General features: G+C 62.8%; 16 protein-coding genes. 5 read left to right on the forward strand and 11 right to left on the reverse strand.

The features are described from left to right. Nucleotides 1-2: 2 nt before the first annotated feature. The 7 genes from ybeY to miaB form a co-directional block, all read right to left on the reverse strand. Nucleotides 3-527 (reverse strand): rRNA maturation RNase YbeY, encoded by a 525-nt coding sequence (gene ybeY, locus DKW65_RS03205; protein WP_111655904.1) that lies wholly within the window; start codon nt 525-527, stop codon nt 3-5. Next, complete coding sequence (locus DKW65_RS03210; protein ID WP_111655905.1) at nt 499-1482, reverse strand: PhoH family protein; 984 nt, start codon at nt 1480-1482, stop codon at nt 499-501. The genes ybeY and DKW65_RS03210 overlap by 29 nt, the downstream gene beginning before the upstream one ends. A gap of 118 nt (nt 1483-1600) precedes the next feature. Then, entirely contained in the window at nt 1601-2701 is a 1101-nt protein-coding gene (locus DKW65_RS03215; protein ID WP_111655906.1) for a sulfate/molybdate ABC transporter ATP-binding protein, read from the reverse strand. A 4-nt stretch (nt 2702-2705) separates the two neighbouring features. Continuing rightward, complete coding sequence (gene cysW, locus DKW65_RS03220; RefSeq protein WP_111655907.1) at nt 2706-3554, reverse strand: sulfate ABC transporter permease subunit CysW; 849 nt, start codon at nt 3552-3554, stop codon at nt 2706-2708. 3 nt (nt 3555-3557) lie between these two features. After that, on the reverse strand, nt 3558-4415 hold the full coding sequence (gene cysT, locus DKW65_RS03225; protein ID WP_111655908.1) for a sulfate ABC transporter permease subunit CysT: 858 nt from the start codon (nt 4413-4415) through the stop codon (nt 3558-3560). After that, nucleotides 4415-5422 carry a thiosulfate ABC transporter substrate-binding protein CysP gene (cysP, locus tag DKW65_RS03230; protein WP_425451911.1) on the reverse strand — a complete coding sequence of 336 codons (1008 nt, stop codon included), beginning with the start codon at nt 5420-5422 and terminating at the stop codon, nt 4415-4417. Before cysP ends, cysT begins: the two co-directional genes overlap by 1 nt. Nucleotides 5423-5560: 138 nt before the next feature. Continuing rightward, nucleotides 5561-6928: a tRNA (N6-isopentenyl adenosine(37)-C2)-methylthiotransferase MiaB gene (gene miaB / locus DKW65_RS03235; protein ID WP_111655910.1), complete on the reverse strand. Its 1368-nt coding sequence runs from the start codon at nt 6926-6928 to the stop codon at nt 5561-5563. Nucleotides 6929-7082: 154 nt separating this feature from the next. Here miaB and DKW65_RS03240 point away from each other — a divergent pair, with 154 nt between their 5' ends. From DKW65_RS03240 to DKW65_RS03250, 3 genes are read left to right on the forward strand one after another with little or no spacing between them, the layout of a single operon-like run. Next, nucleotides 7083-7673, forward strand: coding sequence for an SCO family protein (locus DKW65_RS03240; protein ID WP_111655911.1), 591 nt, complete (start codon nt 7083-7085; stop codon nt 7671-7673). Then, complete coding sequence (locus tag DKW65_RS03245) at nt 7651-8097, forward strand: copper chaperone PCu(A)C (protein ID WP_162925671.1); 447 nt, start codon at nt 7651-7653, stop codon at nt 8095-8097. Before DKW65_RS03240 ends, DKW65_RS03245 begins: the two co-directional genes overlap by 23 nt. Before the next feature lie 56 nt (nt 8098-8153). Beyond that, nucleotides 8154-9161: an endonuclease/exonuclease/phosphatase family protein gene (locus tag DKW65_RS03250; RefSeq protein WP_111655913.1), complete on the forward strand. Its 1008-nt coding sequence runs from the start codon at nt 8154-8156 to the stop codon at nt 9159-9161. 230 nt (nt 9162-9391) lie between these two features. Here the strand turns inward: DKW65_RS03250 and DKW65_RS03255 are convergent, their stop codons facing one another. The 3 genes from DKW65_RS03255 to DKW65_RS03265 all read right to left on the reverse strand — a co-directional run bounded on the left by DKW65_RS03255 (nt 9392) and on the right by DKW65_RS03265 (nt 11920). Continuing rightward, nucleotides 9392-10066 (reverse strand): TorF family putative porin, encoded by a 675-nt coding sequence (locus DKW65_RS03255; protein WP_111655914.1) that lies wholly within the window; start codon nt 10064-10066, stop codon nt 9392-9394. Between the two features lie 270 nt (nt 10067-10336). Then, nucleotides 10337-10807 carry a hypothetical protein gene (locus DKW65_RS03260; RefSeq protein WP_111655915.1) on the reverse strand — a complete coding sequence of 157 codons (471 nt, stop codon included), beginning with the start codon at nt 10805-10807 and terminating at the stop codon, nt 10337-10339. A gap of 51 nt (nt 10808-10858) precedes the next feature. Then, nucleotides 10859-11920: a DUF2817 domain-containing protein gene (locus DKW65_RS03265; protein WP_111655916.1), complete on the reverse strand. Its 1062-nt coding sequence runs from the start codon at nt 11918-11920 to the stop codon at nt 10859-10861. 165 nt (nt 11921-12085) lie between these two features. On the opposite strand from DKW65_RS03265, the gene DKW65_RS03270 reads away from it, so the two are divergent. After that, nucleotides 12086-12823: a C40 family peptidase gene (locus DKW65_RS03270; RefSeq protein WP_162925672.1), complete on the forward strand. Its 738-nt coding sequence runs from the start codon at nt 12086-12088 to the stop codon at nt 12821-12823. Here DKW65_RS03270 and DKW65_RS03275 read toward each other — a convergent pair. After that, entirely contained in the window at nt 12738-13247 is a 510-nt protein-coding gene (locus tag DKW65_RS03275) for a methyltransferase family protein (protein WP_245932386.1), read from the reverse strand. The genes DKW65_RS03270 and DKW65_RS03275 overlap by 86 nt on opposite strands. 239 nt (nt 13248-13486) lie before the next feature. Here DKW65_RS03275 and DKW65_RS03280 point away from each other — a divergent pair, with 239 nt between their 5' ends. Continuing rightward, a complete protein-coding gene (locus DKW65_RS03280; RefSeq protein WP_111655918.1) occupies nt 13487-14923 on the forward strand; it encodes a PhoH family protein in 1437 nt (478 codons plus the stop codon). Nucleotides 14924-14952: the final 29 nt, after the last annotated feature.

Here is a 14952-nt window from a genome sequence, read left to right on the forward strand (position 1 = left end):
GATTACTCCAGGTTCATCGGGGTCGGTGAGGATACCGGCTGGTAGGGATCAGGGATACCCAGCCCGGCCAGAATGGTCACTTCCAGTGCTTCCATGTCGGCGGCATCGTCGTCCGCCACGTGGTCATAGCCCAGCAGGTGCAGCATGCCGTGCACGACCATATGTGCCCAGTGATGGGCTGCCGGTTTGCCCTGCTCGGTGGCTTCCCGGGCAATAACCTCGGCACACAGGGCGATGTCGCCCAGAATCAGTTCGTCGCCGGGCAGATCCAGACCGTCCGGCATCTCGAAGGGGAACGACAGCACGTTTGTCGGGCTGTCCTTGCCCCGGTAGGCCAGATTCAGGGCCTGGCTTTCGTCGGCGTCGATCAGGCGCAGGGTCAGTTCTCCCAGCGCACCGCCTGCGCCGGTGGCAGCGGCCCGGGCCCAGGCGTTCAGCTGCGCGTCATCGGGCAGGTCGGCACCGCACAGGCCGTCGCCGGTCACGGCGCGCTGTATCTCAACGCTCGGGTGTGTTGTCGCGTTCATGGCGTTCGTAGGCTTCCACAATGCGCTGGACCAACGGGTGGCGCACCACATCGCGGCTGTCGAAACGGGTGATGCCGATGTCCTTTTCGCCGTCGAGCACGTCCAGCGCATGGACCAGGCCGGAGCGTTGATGGCGCGGCAGATCCACCTGGGTCATGTCGCCGGTGATTACCGCTTTGGAACCGAAGCCCATGCGGGTCAGGAACATCTTCATCTGTTCCATGGTGGTGTTCTGGCTTTCGTCCAGAATGATGAAGCTGCCGTTCAGTGTGCGGCCGCGCATATAGGCCAGTGGCGCCACTTCAATGATGTTGCGCTCCATCAGCTTGGTGACCTGTTCGAAGCCGAGCATTTCATACAGGGCGTCGTACAGGGGGCGCAGATAGGGGTCGATCTTTTCGGCCAGGTCGCCGGGCAGGAAGCCGAGTTTCTCGCCAGCTTCCACCGCCGGTCGCACCAGCATGATGCGCTGCACTTCACCGCGTTCCAGCGACTCCACGGCGCAGGCCACGGCCAGCCAGGTCTTGCCGGTGCCCGCCGGGCCGATACCGAAATTGATGTCGTGGCGGCGCACGCTGCGCACATAGTCTTTCTGGTGGGCGCCGCGCGGGCGCACGCGGACACGCCGGGTGCGAATCACCAGTTCATCGGTGGGGAACTCGACGGTGTTGTCTTCGGCCATGCCGGTGCCCTGCAGATGCAGATGCACCAGTTCCGGAGTGATGTCCTGACCTTCCCCGGCCTGGTCATACAACATGCTGACCACGTTCGACGCCGCCTCCACCGCAGCCAGGTCACCGGAAAAGGTAAACTCGTTGCCACGGTTGAAGATGTCGATGCCGAGACGTCGGGAAATATGCTGGATGTTTTCGTCCAGCCGGCCACAGAGGTTGGCCAGGCGACGGGAATCGTAAGGCTCGAGGGCGAGCTTGCGCGATGCGACTTCGGTACTCAAGACGGTGTCTCAGACCCCTGGGATAGTGATATTGAGTGCAGGATACCGCCAACCACCGGCCGCCGGAAGCCCGCCGCAGTGCTTGTCCGACATTCTGCCGCCTCGGTCCGGCCTGCGGTTACGGCGGTCCGGGTTCGATGACCGGGCCGAGGCCGCCATCGGCGGTGATCGACTGCAAACGTGTGGGCAGCAGGTAGAACGGCTGCCGACGCTGCACCTGCAGGGCCAGATAGTCATCGCGCGGCAGCTCCACTTCCAGTGCATCGGCCTGCCATCCTGTGGGCGCCAGCTCCACTTTTACCGTTGCACCAAATACGCTGACCTCCTCCACCTCCACCGGAAGGTGTGCCTCGGCACTGGGCCGATGAGCCAGGGTGGCCTCGTGCGGGCGCAGGTACAGGGTCAGGTTGCCCGCCGGGCACCCCAGCCCCGGGGGCAGGTTCAGCCAGGCCTGGCCGTTTTCCCAGCGCGGGCCATTGCAGGTGCCGGAGAGGGCATTGATGTGGCCGAGGAAGTCGAACACGAAGCGGCTGGCCGGTTCTTCATAGACGGTGCGGGGCGGGCCGATCTGCTCCACCTGGCCCTGACTCATCACCACCACCTGATCAGACACCTCCATGGCCTCTTCCTGATCGTGGGTCACGAAGACGCTGGTCACCGGAATCTGTTCATGCAGGCGCCGCAGCCAGCGGCGCAGTTCCTTGCGTACCTTGGCGTCCAGAGCCCCGAAGGGCTCATCCAGCAGCAGCACGGACGGGTTGACCGCCAGTGCCCGGGCCAGCGCCACGCGCTGACGCTGACCGCCGGAGAGCTGCGCCGGGTAGCGCCGGGCCAGGTGCTCCAGTTGCACCAGTTCCAGCAGTTCACGGATGCGCGCGTCGCGCTGGTTCCGGCCGGGGCGTTGGGCGCGCGGCAGCATGCGCAGGCCGAAGCCGACGTTGTCGGCCACCGTCATGTGCCGGAACAATGCGTACTGCTGGAACACAAAACCGACCTTGCGCTGCTGCACGGGCAGGCCGGTGACATCGCGGCCATCGAACAGCACGTGGCCGCTGTCGGCTTTTTCCAGCCCGGCGATAATACGCAGCAGCGTCGTTTTGCCGGAACCGGACGGCCCCAGCAGGCCCACCAGCTCGCCACCCGTGAGGTCCAGGGAAATCGATGACAGCGCCTGATAGCTGCCGAAGGATTTACTGATCTTGTCGAGGGTAATGCTCATGGGATCAGGCCTGTTCAGGTCGTGAAAGCGTATCGGTGTCCGCCAGCAGGCGGCGTTGGCGCCATTCCATAACGGATTTCAGCACCAGTGTGACCAGCGCCAGCAGGGCCAGCAGCCCGGCGGCGGTAAAGGCGCCCACGGTGTTGTAGTCCTGGTGCAACAGCTCCACATGCAGCGGCAGGGTGAGCGTTTGCCCCCGGATGGCGCCGGACACCACCGAGACGGCACCGAATTCCCCCACCGCCCGGGCATTGGTAATCACCACACCGTAGAGCAGCGCCCATTTGATGTTCGGCAGGGTGACATGGCGGAAGGTCTGCCAGCCACTGGCGCCCAGCAGCAGCGCGGCTTCTTCTTCCTCGCTGCCCTGGCTCTCCATCAGCGGAATCAGCACGCGGGCCACATAGGGGCAGGTCACGAAGATGGTGACCATGACAATGCCCGGCCAGGCGAACATCAACTGGATACCCTGATCGTAGAGCCAGCCACCGAAGCGACTCTCGATGCTGTAGACAATGAGATAGCACAGGCCCGCCACCACCGGCGACATGGCAAACGGAATATCGATAAAGGTGGTGAGCAGCTTGCGCCCGCGGAATTCGTAGCGGGTGACGCACCAGGCGAGCAGGATGCCGAACACCAGATTGACCGGCACGGTGATGACGGCCGCCAGCAAGGTCAGCCGGATGGCATGGCGCATGTCGGTGTCGGCCAGGTTGTGGGCCACCAGTTCCCAGCCCGCACCCAGTGCCTTGCTGAAGATCAGCACCAACGGCAGCACCATCAGCATGATGGTCAGCGCGGCGGCCAGCAGGATCAGGGCCCATTGGGCCAGGTTGCGGGGTGTCTGCATGGCTCAGCCTCCCCGTATCCGTTTCAGGAAACGCCCTTGCCACAGCTGCACCACGAACAGCAGCACCAGCGAAGCCAGCAGCACCACCGAGGCAATGGCCGTGGCCGCAGGCGTGTCGTATTCCTGGATGCGCACATAAATCATCAGCGAGGTCACTTCCGTTTCGAACGGAATGTTGCCGGCAATGAAAATGATGGCGCCGAATTCGCCGAGGCTGCGGATAAAGGCCAGTGAGGTGCCGGTAATCAGTGCGGGTCGCAGCTGTGGCAGCACCACATGCCAGAACGCCTGGCGGCTGCTGGCGCCGAGGGTGTGGGCGGCTTCTTCGTATTCGGGGCCGATATCTTCGAGTACCGGCTGCAGGGCGCGCACCACAAACGGCAGGCTGGTAAAGCTCATGGCAATAATGATGCCGGGAAAGGCATAGGCAATCTGGATACCCGCCATATCGAACCAGCGTCCGAGCCAGCCATTGGCGGCAAACAGGGTGGTCAGGGTGATGCCCGCCACTGCCGTGGGCAGGGCAAAGGGCAGGTCCATCAACGCATCCATCAGACTGCGGCCGGGAAAGCGATAACGCACCAGTACCCAGGCAAACAGCAGGCCGAGGACCGCATTGATCATCGACGCCCAGAAGGCGGCGATGACGGTAATGCGGTAGGTGGCCACCACCCGGTCATCCAGAATGATGCTGCGGTACTCGGCCCAGGACATGTCCGAAGCGTGCAGAAGCAGTGCGGTCAGCGGCAGCAGGATGACCAGTGATACGAACAGCACGCTCAGCCCGAAACTGAGCGTGAAACCCGGCAGGACGGGGTGACGCGTGAACAACAGGGCCCGCCCGGGCCGGGTAAGCTGCATCAGCGCCGGGCCTGCAACTGATCGAGGATGCCGTTACGGCCGAAGTGGGCGTCCTGAACTTCTTCCCAGGTGCCGAGAATGTCCTCGACGCGCAGCAGCTCTACGGGCGGGAACTGGTCGGCGGTGGCTTTCACCACGGCTTCGTCATGCACGCGATAGTTGAACTCGGTCAGCAGGGTCTGGATCGGCGTGCTGTACAGATAATTCAGGTAGGCGCTGGCCAGTTCGGCGGTGCCCTGTGCATTGGCCACGCGGTCCACCACGGCCACCGGGAATTCGGCCATGATGCTGACGGGCGGGACCACGACTTCGTAATCCCCTTCGCCGTATTCCTTGCGGATATTGTTCACTTCCGACTCGAAGCTGATCAGCACATCACCGATATTGCGCTCGGCAAACGTGACCGTGGCGCCGCGACCGCCGGTGTCGAACACGGCCACATTGCGCAGGAACTGGCGCACGTCCGCGCGGATTGCTGCGTCGTCGCCGTCATGGCGCTGATGGGCGGCCAGCCATGCGGCCAGATAGGTGTAGCGGCCGTTGCCTGAAGTGCGCGGATTGGGGAATACGATGCGCACATCCTCCCGGATCAGGTCGTCCCAGCTCTGGATGTTTTTCGGGTTGCCCTTGCGTACCAGGAAGGCCGTGGTGCTGTAGAAGGGCGATGCATTGTTGGGCAGGCGCTCCTGCCAGTCATCGGCCACAAAGCCACGCTGGCGCAGGGCGTCGATATCGGTGACCTGGTTGAAGGTCACCAGATCGGCGCGCAAACCCTGCATGATGGCCTGGGCCTGGCGCGAGGTGCCGCCATGGGACTGGTTGATGGTGACGCGCTCGCCGGTCTCTTCCAGCCAGTGCTGCTGGAATTTCGGGTTGATGGCGGCGAATAGCTCCCGGGCAATGTCATAGGACACATTCAGCAGGGTCTGCTGGGCCTGAGCGGCGCCGCTGAAGGCCAGTGCCAGCAAGCCAGCGGCCGCGAATGCAAAACGACGTTGGTTGAACACGATCATATCTCCTGCCCGATCAAGGGGAATGCGATGGCTGCACACCTTAGCAAGGGCGTTAAATACCCGGAAATACTGAAATGGCGCTTCGATATTCCTTATGGGTATAAGGCCCCTGCCCGGGGTTCAGGCCAGAGTTCAGACCAGAATGTCATCGCTGACCGGGTCGGTGCCGCGCAGCGAATTGGCGTACGCCTGGGCGATGGTCACGGTGACGAACTGGCCGATCAGGCCGGGATCGTCGCAGGTGAAATTGACGATCCGGTTGTTCTCGGTGCGGCCTTTCAGTTGCCCCGGGTCCTTCTTCGAGAAGCCGTCCACCAGTATCCGCTGGCGGCTGCCCACCATGCGGCGGCTGATCTCCTGCGCCTGCTGGATGATGCGCTGCTGGAGAATGGCCAGGCGCTGCTTCTTGACCTCCATCGGCACATCGTCTGGCAGGTCGGCAGCGGGGGTGCCGGGGCGGGCGCTGTAGATAAAGCTGAAGCTGCTGTCGAAACCGACCTCGTGAATCAGCTTCATGGTGGCTTCAAAGTCGGCGTCGGTTTCGCCCGGGAAGCCGATGATGAAATCGGACGACAGTGAGATATCCGGGCGAATCTTGCGTAACCGGCGGATCTTCGATTTGTACTCCAGCGCCGTGTGATTGCGCTTCATCATGGCCAGAATGCGATCCGAGCCGGATTGCACGGGCAGATGCAGATGGCTGACCAGTTCCGGTACCTCGGCATAGACGTCGATCAGCGCGTCGGAGAACTCCACCGGATGGCTGGTGGTGTAGCGAATGCGGTCGATGCCGTCGATATCGCGGATCAGCAGGATCAGGTCGGCCAGATCCAGCGTCTCGCCCCGGTGGCCCTGGCCCCGGTAGGCGTTCACGTTCTGCCCCAGCAGATTGACCTCGCGCACGCCCTGTTCGGCCAGGTGACGGATTTCGGCCAGCACCGGGGCCACCGGGCGGCTCACTTCCTCGCCACGGGTGTAGGGCACCACGCAGAAGGTGCAGTATTTGGAGCAGCCTTCCATGATCGATACGAAGGCTGAGGGACCGTCCACACTCGGCTCCGGCAGCCGGTCGAACTTCTCGATTTCCGGGAAGCTGATATCGATGGCCAGGTGACGGCTCTGGCTCGCCTGGGTAATCAGGGCGGGCAGCCGGTGCAGGGTCTGCGGGCCGAAGATCACGTCAACGTAGGGTGCGCGCTCGCGGATGGCCTCACCCTCCTGGCTGGCCACGCAGCCGCCGACCCCGATGATCAGGTTCGGGTTGGCGTCTTTCAGGCGTTTCCAGCGGCCCAGCTGGTGGAACACCTTGTCCTGGGCCTTCTCGCGGATCGAGCAGGTGTTGAGCAGCAGCACGTCCGCCTCGTCGGCGTTGTCTGTGGGCGTCAGGCCGTGGCTCTGCTCCAGCAGGTCCAGCATGCGCGAGGAGTCATACTCGTTCATCTGGCACCCATGGGTCTGGATGTACAGTTTGCGCGATGTGGAAGGCGTGGTGGCGGACATGGCGTCGGACTACGCTGGTGGCTCGAGAGGGCGGCGATTATACCCCGTAGCCCCGGGGGGATGCCATGTATCACGGGGGCTGCGACAATATGCCCCATTGGCCCCGGGGCCTGGCAGCGCTATGGTAGCGCCGTCCTGACAGGAGACAGACGTAATGAAGAAGCTTGTGCTGATGGCCGTAGCGGTGCTGCTGGTGCTGGCGGTGGTCGTGGCCTGGGAAACCACCCGTGAGCCGCCCCGTGAGCCGCTGCCGGTGAACACCCGCATGGGCGGGGACTTCACCATGGTGGACCAGAACGGTGAGACTTTCAGCAGCGACCAGCTGGCAGGCCAGGTGGTGCTGATGTTTTTCGGCTTTACCCATTGCCCGGATATCTGCCCGGCGACCATGGCGCGGATGGCGCAACTGTACAAGCAGCTGGAGGCCGGTGGCCATGGCGATGACGTGCAGGTGGTGTTTGTCACCTTTGATCCGGAGCGGGATACGCCCGAGCACTTGCGACAATATCTGGCCTGGTTCCACGAGGACTTTATCGGCCTGACCGGCTCCGACGAGCAGGTCGAAGAAATCGCCCGCCAGTACAGCGTGGTGTATATGCCGGTGGGTGAGGACAGCCAGGGCGGCACCGAGTTTGCCCACAGTGATTTTGTCTATCTGATTGATCGCGAGACGCGGGTGCGCAAGCTGTACCCGGTGGATGCCGATCTGGAGGAGATCAAAGATGACCTGCGCACGCTGCTTTAAGCGGGGGCTTTACCTGCTGCTGGTGTTGCCCTGGTTGGCTTTTGCGGGCGAAATCGATGAGCCCGAACTGTTTATCGACAACATGTGGGTACGCGCCGTGCCGCCGGTCAGCAGTACCACCGCGGGCTACTTTACGGTGACCAACACCAGTGAGGTGCCGGTGACGCTGCTCGGCTTCACCACCGAGATTGCCGGCGCCGGTGAGTTGCACACCATGGCAGCGCAGGAAGACGGCACCCGACGTATGCAGCGCCTGCGCAATGTGCCGATCCCCGCCGGTGAAACGGTGGAGTTTGCGCCGGGCGGCAATCACCTGATGCTGTTCCGGCTGGCCAGGCCATTGGAGGAAGGCGAACAGGTGGAGCTGTGTCTCGAGTTTGATGCCACGGCCCCCTATTGCCTGCCCTTCGAAGTGCGTCGCTGACAGCGATATACCTGCCGGGGTAGATTCGTGGTGCCTGTCGCCATGAGTCTGTCCCCATGTTCTTTTCGTTACGCCCCCTGATTTCCCCGCATCGTGCCTGGTCTGGTCTGTTACTGGTCGGGTGGCTGCTGTGCGCCCAGAGCCTGCACGCCGCCTGCCCGGTGGACGAGACGGTGCGGCCTTTGCCGGCACCCGCCGCCGACGAGTTGCTGGTGGCCAGCCAGAACCTGTGGAATGTCCTGGAGCCGGGTCGCAGCGGCCGTCATCGTCCGGACCCGGCGCAGCATGAAGCCCGGCTGGAGGCGCTCGCGGACTACGTGATCACGGTACTGTCTGCGCCCCATGTGCTGGCGGTGCAGGAGGTGGAAACCCTGGCGCTGCTTGAAGCGCTGGCAGAACGCATCGAGGCAGCAGGCGGGCCGCAGTACCGCGTCTGGCTGGAGGAAGGGCATGATCCCTCCGGTATCGATGTGGGGGTAATGGTCCGCGCGCCGGTGGACGGGGTCACGGTGCAGCAGGTTTTCAAGGGCGAGCGCAATCTGGGCCACTGGCTGTTTCACCGCCCGCCATTGCATGTGCGGATCGAGAAACCTTTCGCCTTCGAAGTGCTGATCGTGCATAACCGCAGCGGTCATGGTCTGGATGATGCGCGCCGCAGCAGCCAGGTCCAGGCGCGTCGCCTGGCCCAGGCCAGGGCATTGCGCGGCTGGGCGCTGGCGCGGATCAGCGAAGGGGTGCCGCTGATGCTGATCGGCGATTTCAATACCGCGCCCGACCCGGACGGCTCCGGCACCCGCCACTACCACGAACCTTTCGATTATCTGGATCGCCCGCCGCTACGCAGCCACTGGTCCCGCGTGGCAGAAGAAGACCGCTTCACCTACATCTTCCGCTGCCAGCGCCAGGCTATCGACCACGCCTTCCTGTCGCCGCGCCTGTATGCCCGCCTGCAGCGTGCGGCCGTGACGCGTGGCAATGCTGGCCGCTTCCGCACGCTGTATGACCATGGCGGCACACAGGTGGTGTCGGATCATGATGGCATTGGTGTGTATCTGAAAAAGTAGCCGGGGGGAGAGTAAGAATCGGCCCCGCGAGACGAGCTGCTTGCAGGTAACAGCGAGGACCAGGGAGATGTCCCGCGGGGCCGAAAGGGTGGGCATTCTACCTGTACGTGACGTGCTGTACAGAAGATTTTCTCGCCCTGGGCAGAGTCTGCCGAAATTCTGTGTTGCTTTCGTGACACATGCTGCCTGTCAAACGAAGCGGCCACCCGAAGGTGGCCGCCGTTTTCAGCTTAGAAGCTGAACTCGTAGCTGACCATGAAGGTCAGGTTGTCGTTAAGGTCGGTGTTCGCGTCCTTCTTGTCCACGATTTGCGAAGCAGTAAACACCAGACCGGGCAGAGCTTCGTAGCTCAAATCGAGGTGGGTGTACTGGCCGTCGCTGTCGTCGGTGTCGAAGTAACCTACCGCGATACCGAATTGCTCGTAGCCGTAGCTCAGGACGTAGTAGTTGTCCTTGTTTTTCTCTTTGCCGTCACCCCAGCCCAGATCGCCAACGCCGAAGAAGGCATCCAGACCGAAGCCCATATAGCCCAGAGACAGGTAGGCTTCCTGGAAGATGTTTTCACCCGGATCTACGGTGTACCAGTAGGACACGTAGCCGATGTCGAAGCTCAGGTCGCCGATTTCGCCAGCGTAACCGCCGTACAGATCGTATTCGATACCCAGATCCTCAGCTTCTGAGGACGTCCAGAAACCAGCGTAGAAGCCGGAATCATGCTCGTAATCCAGGCCACCAAACACGACCCCACCGCTGGTGAGTGTCTGACCACGCCACAAGTACTGGCTGGCAATACCCAGGTTTGCACTGACTTCGGCAGTGGCCGTGGTCGGCACGACAGATGCTGCGCCGGCGACGGCGACGGCGAGCAGGGATTTCTTCATGGCAGATACGTATTTGCTTTTCATCCGATACAACCCTCTTGGTCCGTTTTCTGTTCGTAGCTGAACGTGTCTCGTAGCTGAAAGTGCCGACGGCGTGCCGTTGACAGCTGCGATGGATAAAGCACAGACCGTGCCAGCCTTGAAATGCTTTTTAAAACAGTGACTTGTTTGATGCGGAGGACGTGAGGGTCAGGGAGGTGCGCCCCGCAATGGTGCGCTGCGCTATTGTGGTGCAAAAAGGAAGAATCATGATGGCGCCGTGACCGTTTCACGGCGCCGGGAAGGGCCTGGCGATCAGGGGCAGGACCAACCTACGCGCCGGGCGTCGTCTACGGGATCGCCGTCAGCGGTCGTCACGCCGATGCCGCATACGCCGCTGTCCAGCATGAAATGCACCTGGTAGTGCTCGCCTGCGCGGGGGGTGAACTGCAGGGCTTCACGGCAGCGGAAGTCCGTGGTGCCCCGCGTGCGCTTGCCGTGTCGCACGCCCAATGTCAGTGCATCACCAGCGGGCACGCTCACCGTCACGGCATCGTCCTTGCCGAGGGATTGATTGATTTCATGGAACACGCCGGCTTCAAACGGTACCGCTGCCAGCGCCCGGCGAGTGTTGCGCAGCTTGCCCTGGTCATCGCACACGGCGGGCTGGCCGGTCACGTTGTTGCTGGTAAACGTGACCTCGGCGGTGTCTGCGCCATAGGGGGCCTGATAATGGCTGCAGGCAGCCAGCAGGCACAGGCTGGCAAGGGCGGCGAAACGATGCATGGGGGTAACTCCGGAGACGTCATGGAATGCAGCAGAGTCTAGGCCGATTCTCTAGCGCGCGCCATGCTCGGCGGGCTCAGTGAACCATTCCTCGATGGCCTGGCGGGTGCGCTCGGCGCGTTGATGGGGCAGCGGAATCCAGTTCTGCCAGTTGTCGGTGGCGGCGAGCAGAAACTCGAACAGTGGCAGATGCTGGCGCAACACCCGGTGGTGGCGATGCGTGATCATGGGATTGAAGTAGCCAAAGAAATCGAGCATCTGTTTCGGGTTCTTGCGCACCCACAGCCATGAGCCCATTTCCAGTGTGAACGGCAGGAACGTGTGGTCAGGGTGGGTGTCGAGGGACTCGTCATAAAGAAAATCCCACAGATCGCCGTGCGTGGTGTAGTTCACCGATTGGGGTTCGATGAGGTAGGGATGATGGTAGGGGTAGGTCTGCTGTAACAGGCGTTTCAGCGTCAGCACCTCAGCGATGTGCGCGATCGGCCGGTGGCTGCGCGCATAGCAACACCACAAGCGGTCGCGCCGGCCGAAGCCGCTGTGGCAATCGACACTGAGTGAGAACGGGGCCGCCAACAGACGCTCGCGCACCACCCGGATCACGGCCTGCGCCTCGGGTTCCATCGGCGCGCCGCGTTTGCCCCGATACCAGGGCAAGTGGCGACTGATGCGATGACCGCCGACCAGAAAAGGCACCTTGCCCATGGCGTCGATGGGGGCGTTGCGCATCAGGTCCACGCCATTGGGATTACAGCGGGTGCGATGCCAGAGACCGCCGGGGTTGATCATCGGCATGAACACGATACGCACCCGGTCCAGCCGCTGGCGAAAGGCGGCATCCCATTGCAGGCGCTGCACCAGGGCATGCAGCCACGACAGCAACACCTGGCTGCCGATCCGTTCAACACCGTGCACGCCGCCGAAGAACCCGATCACCGGCACCCCCGGGGCACGGCTCCCCAGTTCGATGACATGCACAGGCAGAGGCTGCCCCTGCGTCTCCAGTGTCAAGGCAATATCGTGCCGTAACCAGCGAGCGCCGTCGTGCAGCAGACGCTGCAACTGGATCTCTTCGGGCAAATGGCGCTGTAACAGGTAAAGCCGTTCTTCCATGGCGCGGGCCGCAGGCGGGAAGGGTAGCCATATTGCGGCCGTGGCGTGACAGCGGCATGACAGTCCGGCCCGTCGCAGGCTTCATCATGCGGTGATAAAACCGTCACCGCAGCGTCATGTGATCTGCCTAGTCTCGCCCTTGATGCACAGCAGAGCGAGCTTCAGGTGATCAGGTTGCTGCCGCAACGTCCACCTCTGAATCAGGCCGACCCCGACGGCCTGGTGTCCCGCTTCCGCACTGGCGATCTGTTGCTGTTTGCCGGTCGCGGACTGCCCAGCGACACCATTCGCTTGTTTACCCGCAGCCACTGGAGCCATGTCGGCATGGTGGTGTGCCTGCCGGATTACGATCAGCCCCTGTTACTGGAAGCGACGGCTGGCGGTGATGCGCCGGATATTCGCACCGGCGCGCCTACGCCGGGGGTGGCGCTGGTGCCGGTGCGCGACAAGATCGAGGTTTATGGCGGGGATGTGGCCTGGCGGGCCCGTCAGGGCGCGCCCTTGAGTCCGGCCCGCGAACGTATGGTCGCGCGTCTGGTGCGGCAGTTCAGCCATCGCCCCTACAAGAACTTCATGCAGGCGCTGATGCGTGATCTGGTGACCGGCTTCCAGTTGCGCCCCGATCTGTCCGGCGTGTTCTGCAGTGAACTGGTGGCAGAGGTGTACCGGCGATTGGGATGGCTGCCACGGCATGATCGCAGCAGCGGCTATGTGCCCGGGCATTTCGGTTCGCAGCGGCTGCAATTACTGCACGGCAGCATGGCGCCGCCGGTGTTGCTCAAGACTGTGGCTCGCCTGGCGCCGGTCGCCGGTGCCGTTACAGCCAGCGCCGTGTCCGGGCGCGGAACGCCGTCCAGTCGGTCCCGAAACGGCGTGCATGGAACGCTTCCTCTGCTGCAATGACATGCCGGTCCATGACATACAGCACCGGTATCAGGGCAGCGAGCATGCCGCCGCTCTGCAGGCTGAAGGCGCAGGCGAGATGCAGCAGGGCAAAGCTCAGGTAAATCGGATTGCGGCTCAGGCGAAAGGGCCCGCCAGTAATCAGATGGCTGGCGGCCCGGTGCGGCATCAGTGTGGTGCGATGACGCAGGAACATCAGCAATGTCCACAGCAGCAGGCCCAGCGCCGGAAACACCAGTACCGTGGCCAGCAACGACCAGGGCGCGATATCCGGCAGGCCCAGGCCGAACACCTGATCCAGCGAGTAACCGATCAGCAGGCCGCCCAGGTGCAACAGGGGCGGCGGCGTCATCACCTGGGGGCGGTCGTCGGGCGACAGCCGTGGAGACGACTCATTTTCGGGCGGCTCTTTTTTTGACGACAAGGCAATGCACCAGATGGCCGGAACTGGCGCCTACCTTAGCGGAATGTCGCGGTGAGTTGTACCGCGCCGATAACCGGGTTATGTTTAGGGCAACTCCCGCCTTTGTGGGGGTGATCGCGATCAGCAATACCTTTACCGATCCGCCGAAACAGGGTTTCAACCGGCGGTAAGGGGGTCGCGTCACTTCTGCAGCCGCCTGCCGTCACCCACTTCATCATATGGTCTCATGGGGGACACACATGGAAGAGCGCGCGGTTGCAGTCCAGGCAGTTCAATCAGTCCGCAGCAGCACCCAACTGGAAAAAATCTACGTTCTTGATACCAACGTCCTGATCCACGACCCCAACTCGCTGATGAGCTTCGAGGAGCATCGCGTGGTCATTCCGATGACCGTGCTGGAGGAGCTCGACAAGCTCAAGTCGGGCAAGTCGCACATTGCCGCCGACTGTCGCGCGGCCATACGGCTGATCGACAGCGTGCTGGGTGCAGCGACCCCGGATGAAGTGGATGCGGGGGTGGCGATTCCGCGCGGCGGTGAGGCCCTGCTGGGCACCCTGTCGGTACTGATGCCACGGCCACGGGGCGAGGACGCCGGTTGCCTGCCGGAACACCTGAACGATAACCGCATCATCAATGATATTGCGGCCATGAAATCCCGTGATCCGAGTCGGCGTTATGTGCTGGTGACCAAGGACATCAACATGCGCCTGAAGGCGCGCGCCTGCGGCATCGAATCGGAGGACTACCACAACGACCAGATGGTGTCGGATATCCGTCAGCTGACGCGCGGCTATTTCGAGATGACGGGCTCCTTCTGGGATCGCATTCCCCAGGTGGAAACCGAACAACAGGGTGCCGAAACCCTGCATCATATTTCCCACGGGTTGCTGGTCAGTGAAGTGCTGGGAGAGGAGATCTATCCCAACCAGTTCATCATTGATGAGCAGGGATTTGTCGGGCGCGTATTGAAGGTGGAGCAGGGCGTTGTGACGCTCCGGCATATGCCCCGTGAGCAGCTGCTGGACCAGCAGGCCTGGGGACTGCAACCCATGAATATCCACCAGGCCATCGCGCTGAACCTGCTGCTGGACCCCGATGTTCACCTGGTCACGCTGACCGGCGCGGCCGGCTCCGGCAAGACCATTCTGGCGCTGGCGGCGGCCATCGAGATGACCATCGAGCATCGGCGCTACAACAAGATCATCGCGACGCGCTCGACGCCGCCGCTGGCCGAGGAACACGGGTTCCTGCCGGGCACGGAGGAGGAAAAGATGGACCCCTGGCTGGGCGCCATCAACGACAATATCGAGGCGCTGCACCTGAATGACGAGAACCCCAACGGCAGCATCAACTATGTGAAGGAGCGCGCGAATATCCAGTTCAAGGCGCTCAACTACATTCGCGGGCGCAGCTTCCAGAAGTCCCTGATCCTGATCGACGAGAGCCAGAACCTGACCCCGCATCAGATGAAAGCCATCGTCACCCGGGCCGGGGAGGGCAGCAAGGTCGTCTGTCTCGGCAATCTGGCGCAGATCGATACCCCTTACCTGAGCCCCACCAGCTCGGGGCTCACCTACATGACCGAGCGTTTCAAGGGCTTTGCCTTCGGCGGCTCGGTGCAGCTCAACGGTGTGCCGCGTTCTGTCCTGGCGGAATACGCCGAAACCCACCTCTGATTCTGTCCGACCCGCCGCTGTGGGCTTGC

This window comes from Isoalcanivorax indicus, assembly GCF_003259185.1.
Classification (GTDB): Bacteria; Pseudomonadota; Gammaproteobacteria; order Pseudomonadales; family Alcanivoracaceae; genus Isoalcanivorax; species Isoalcanivorax indicus.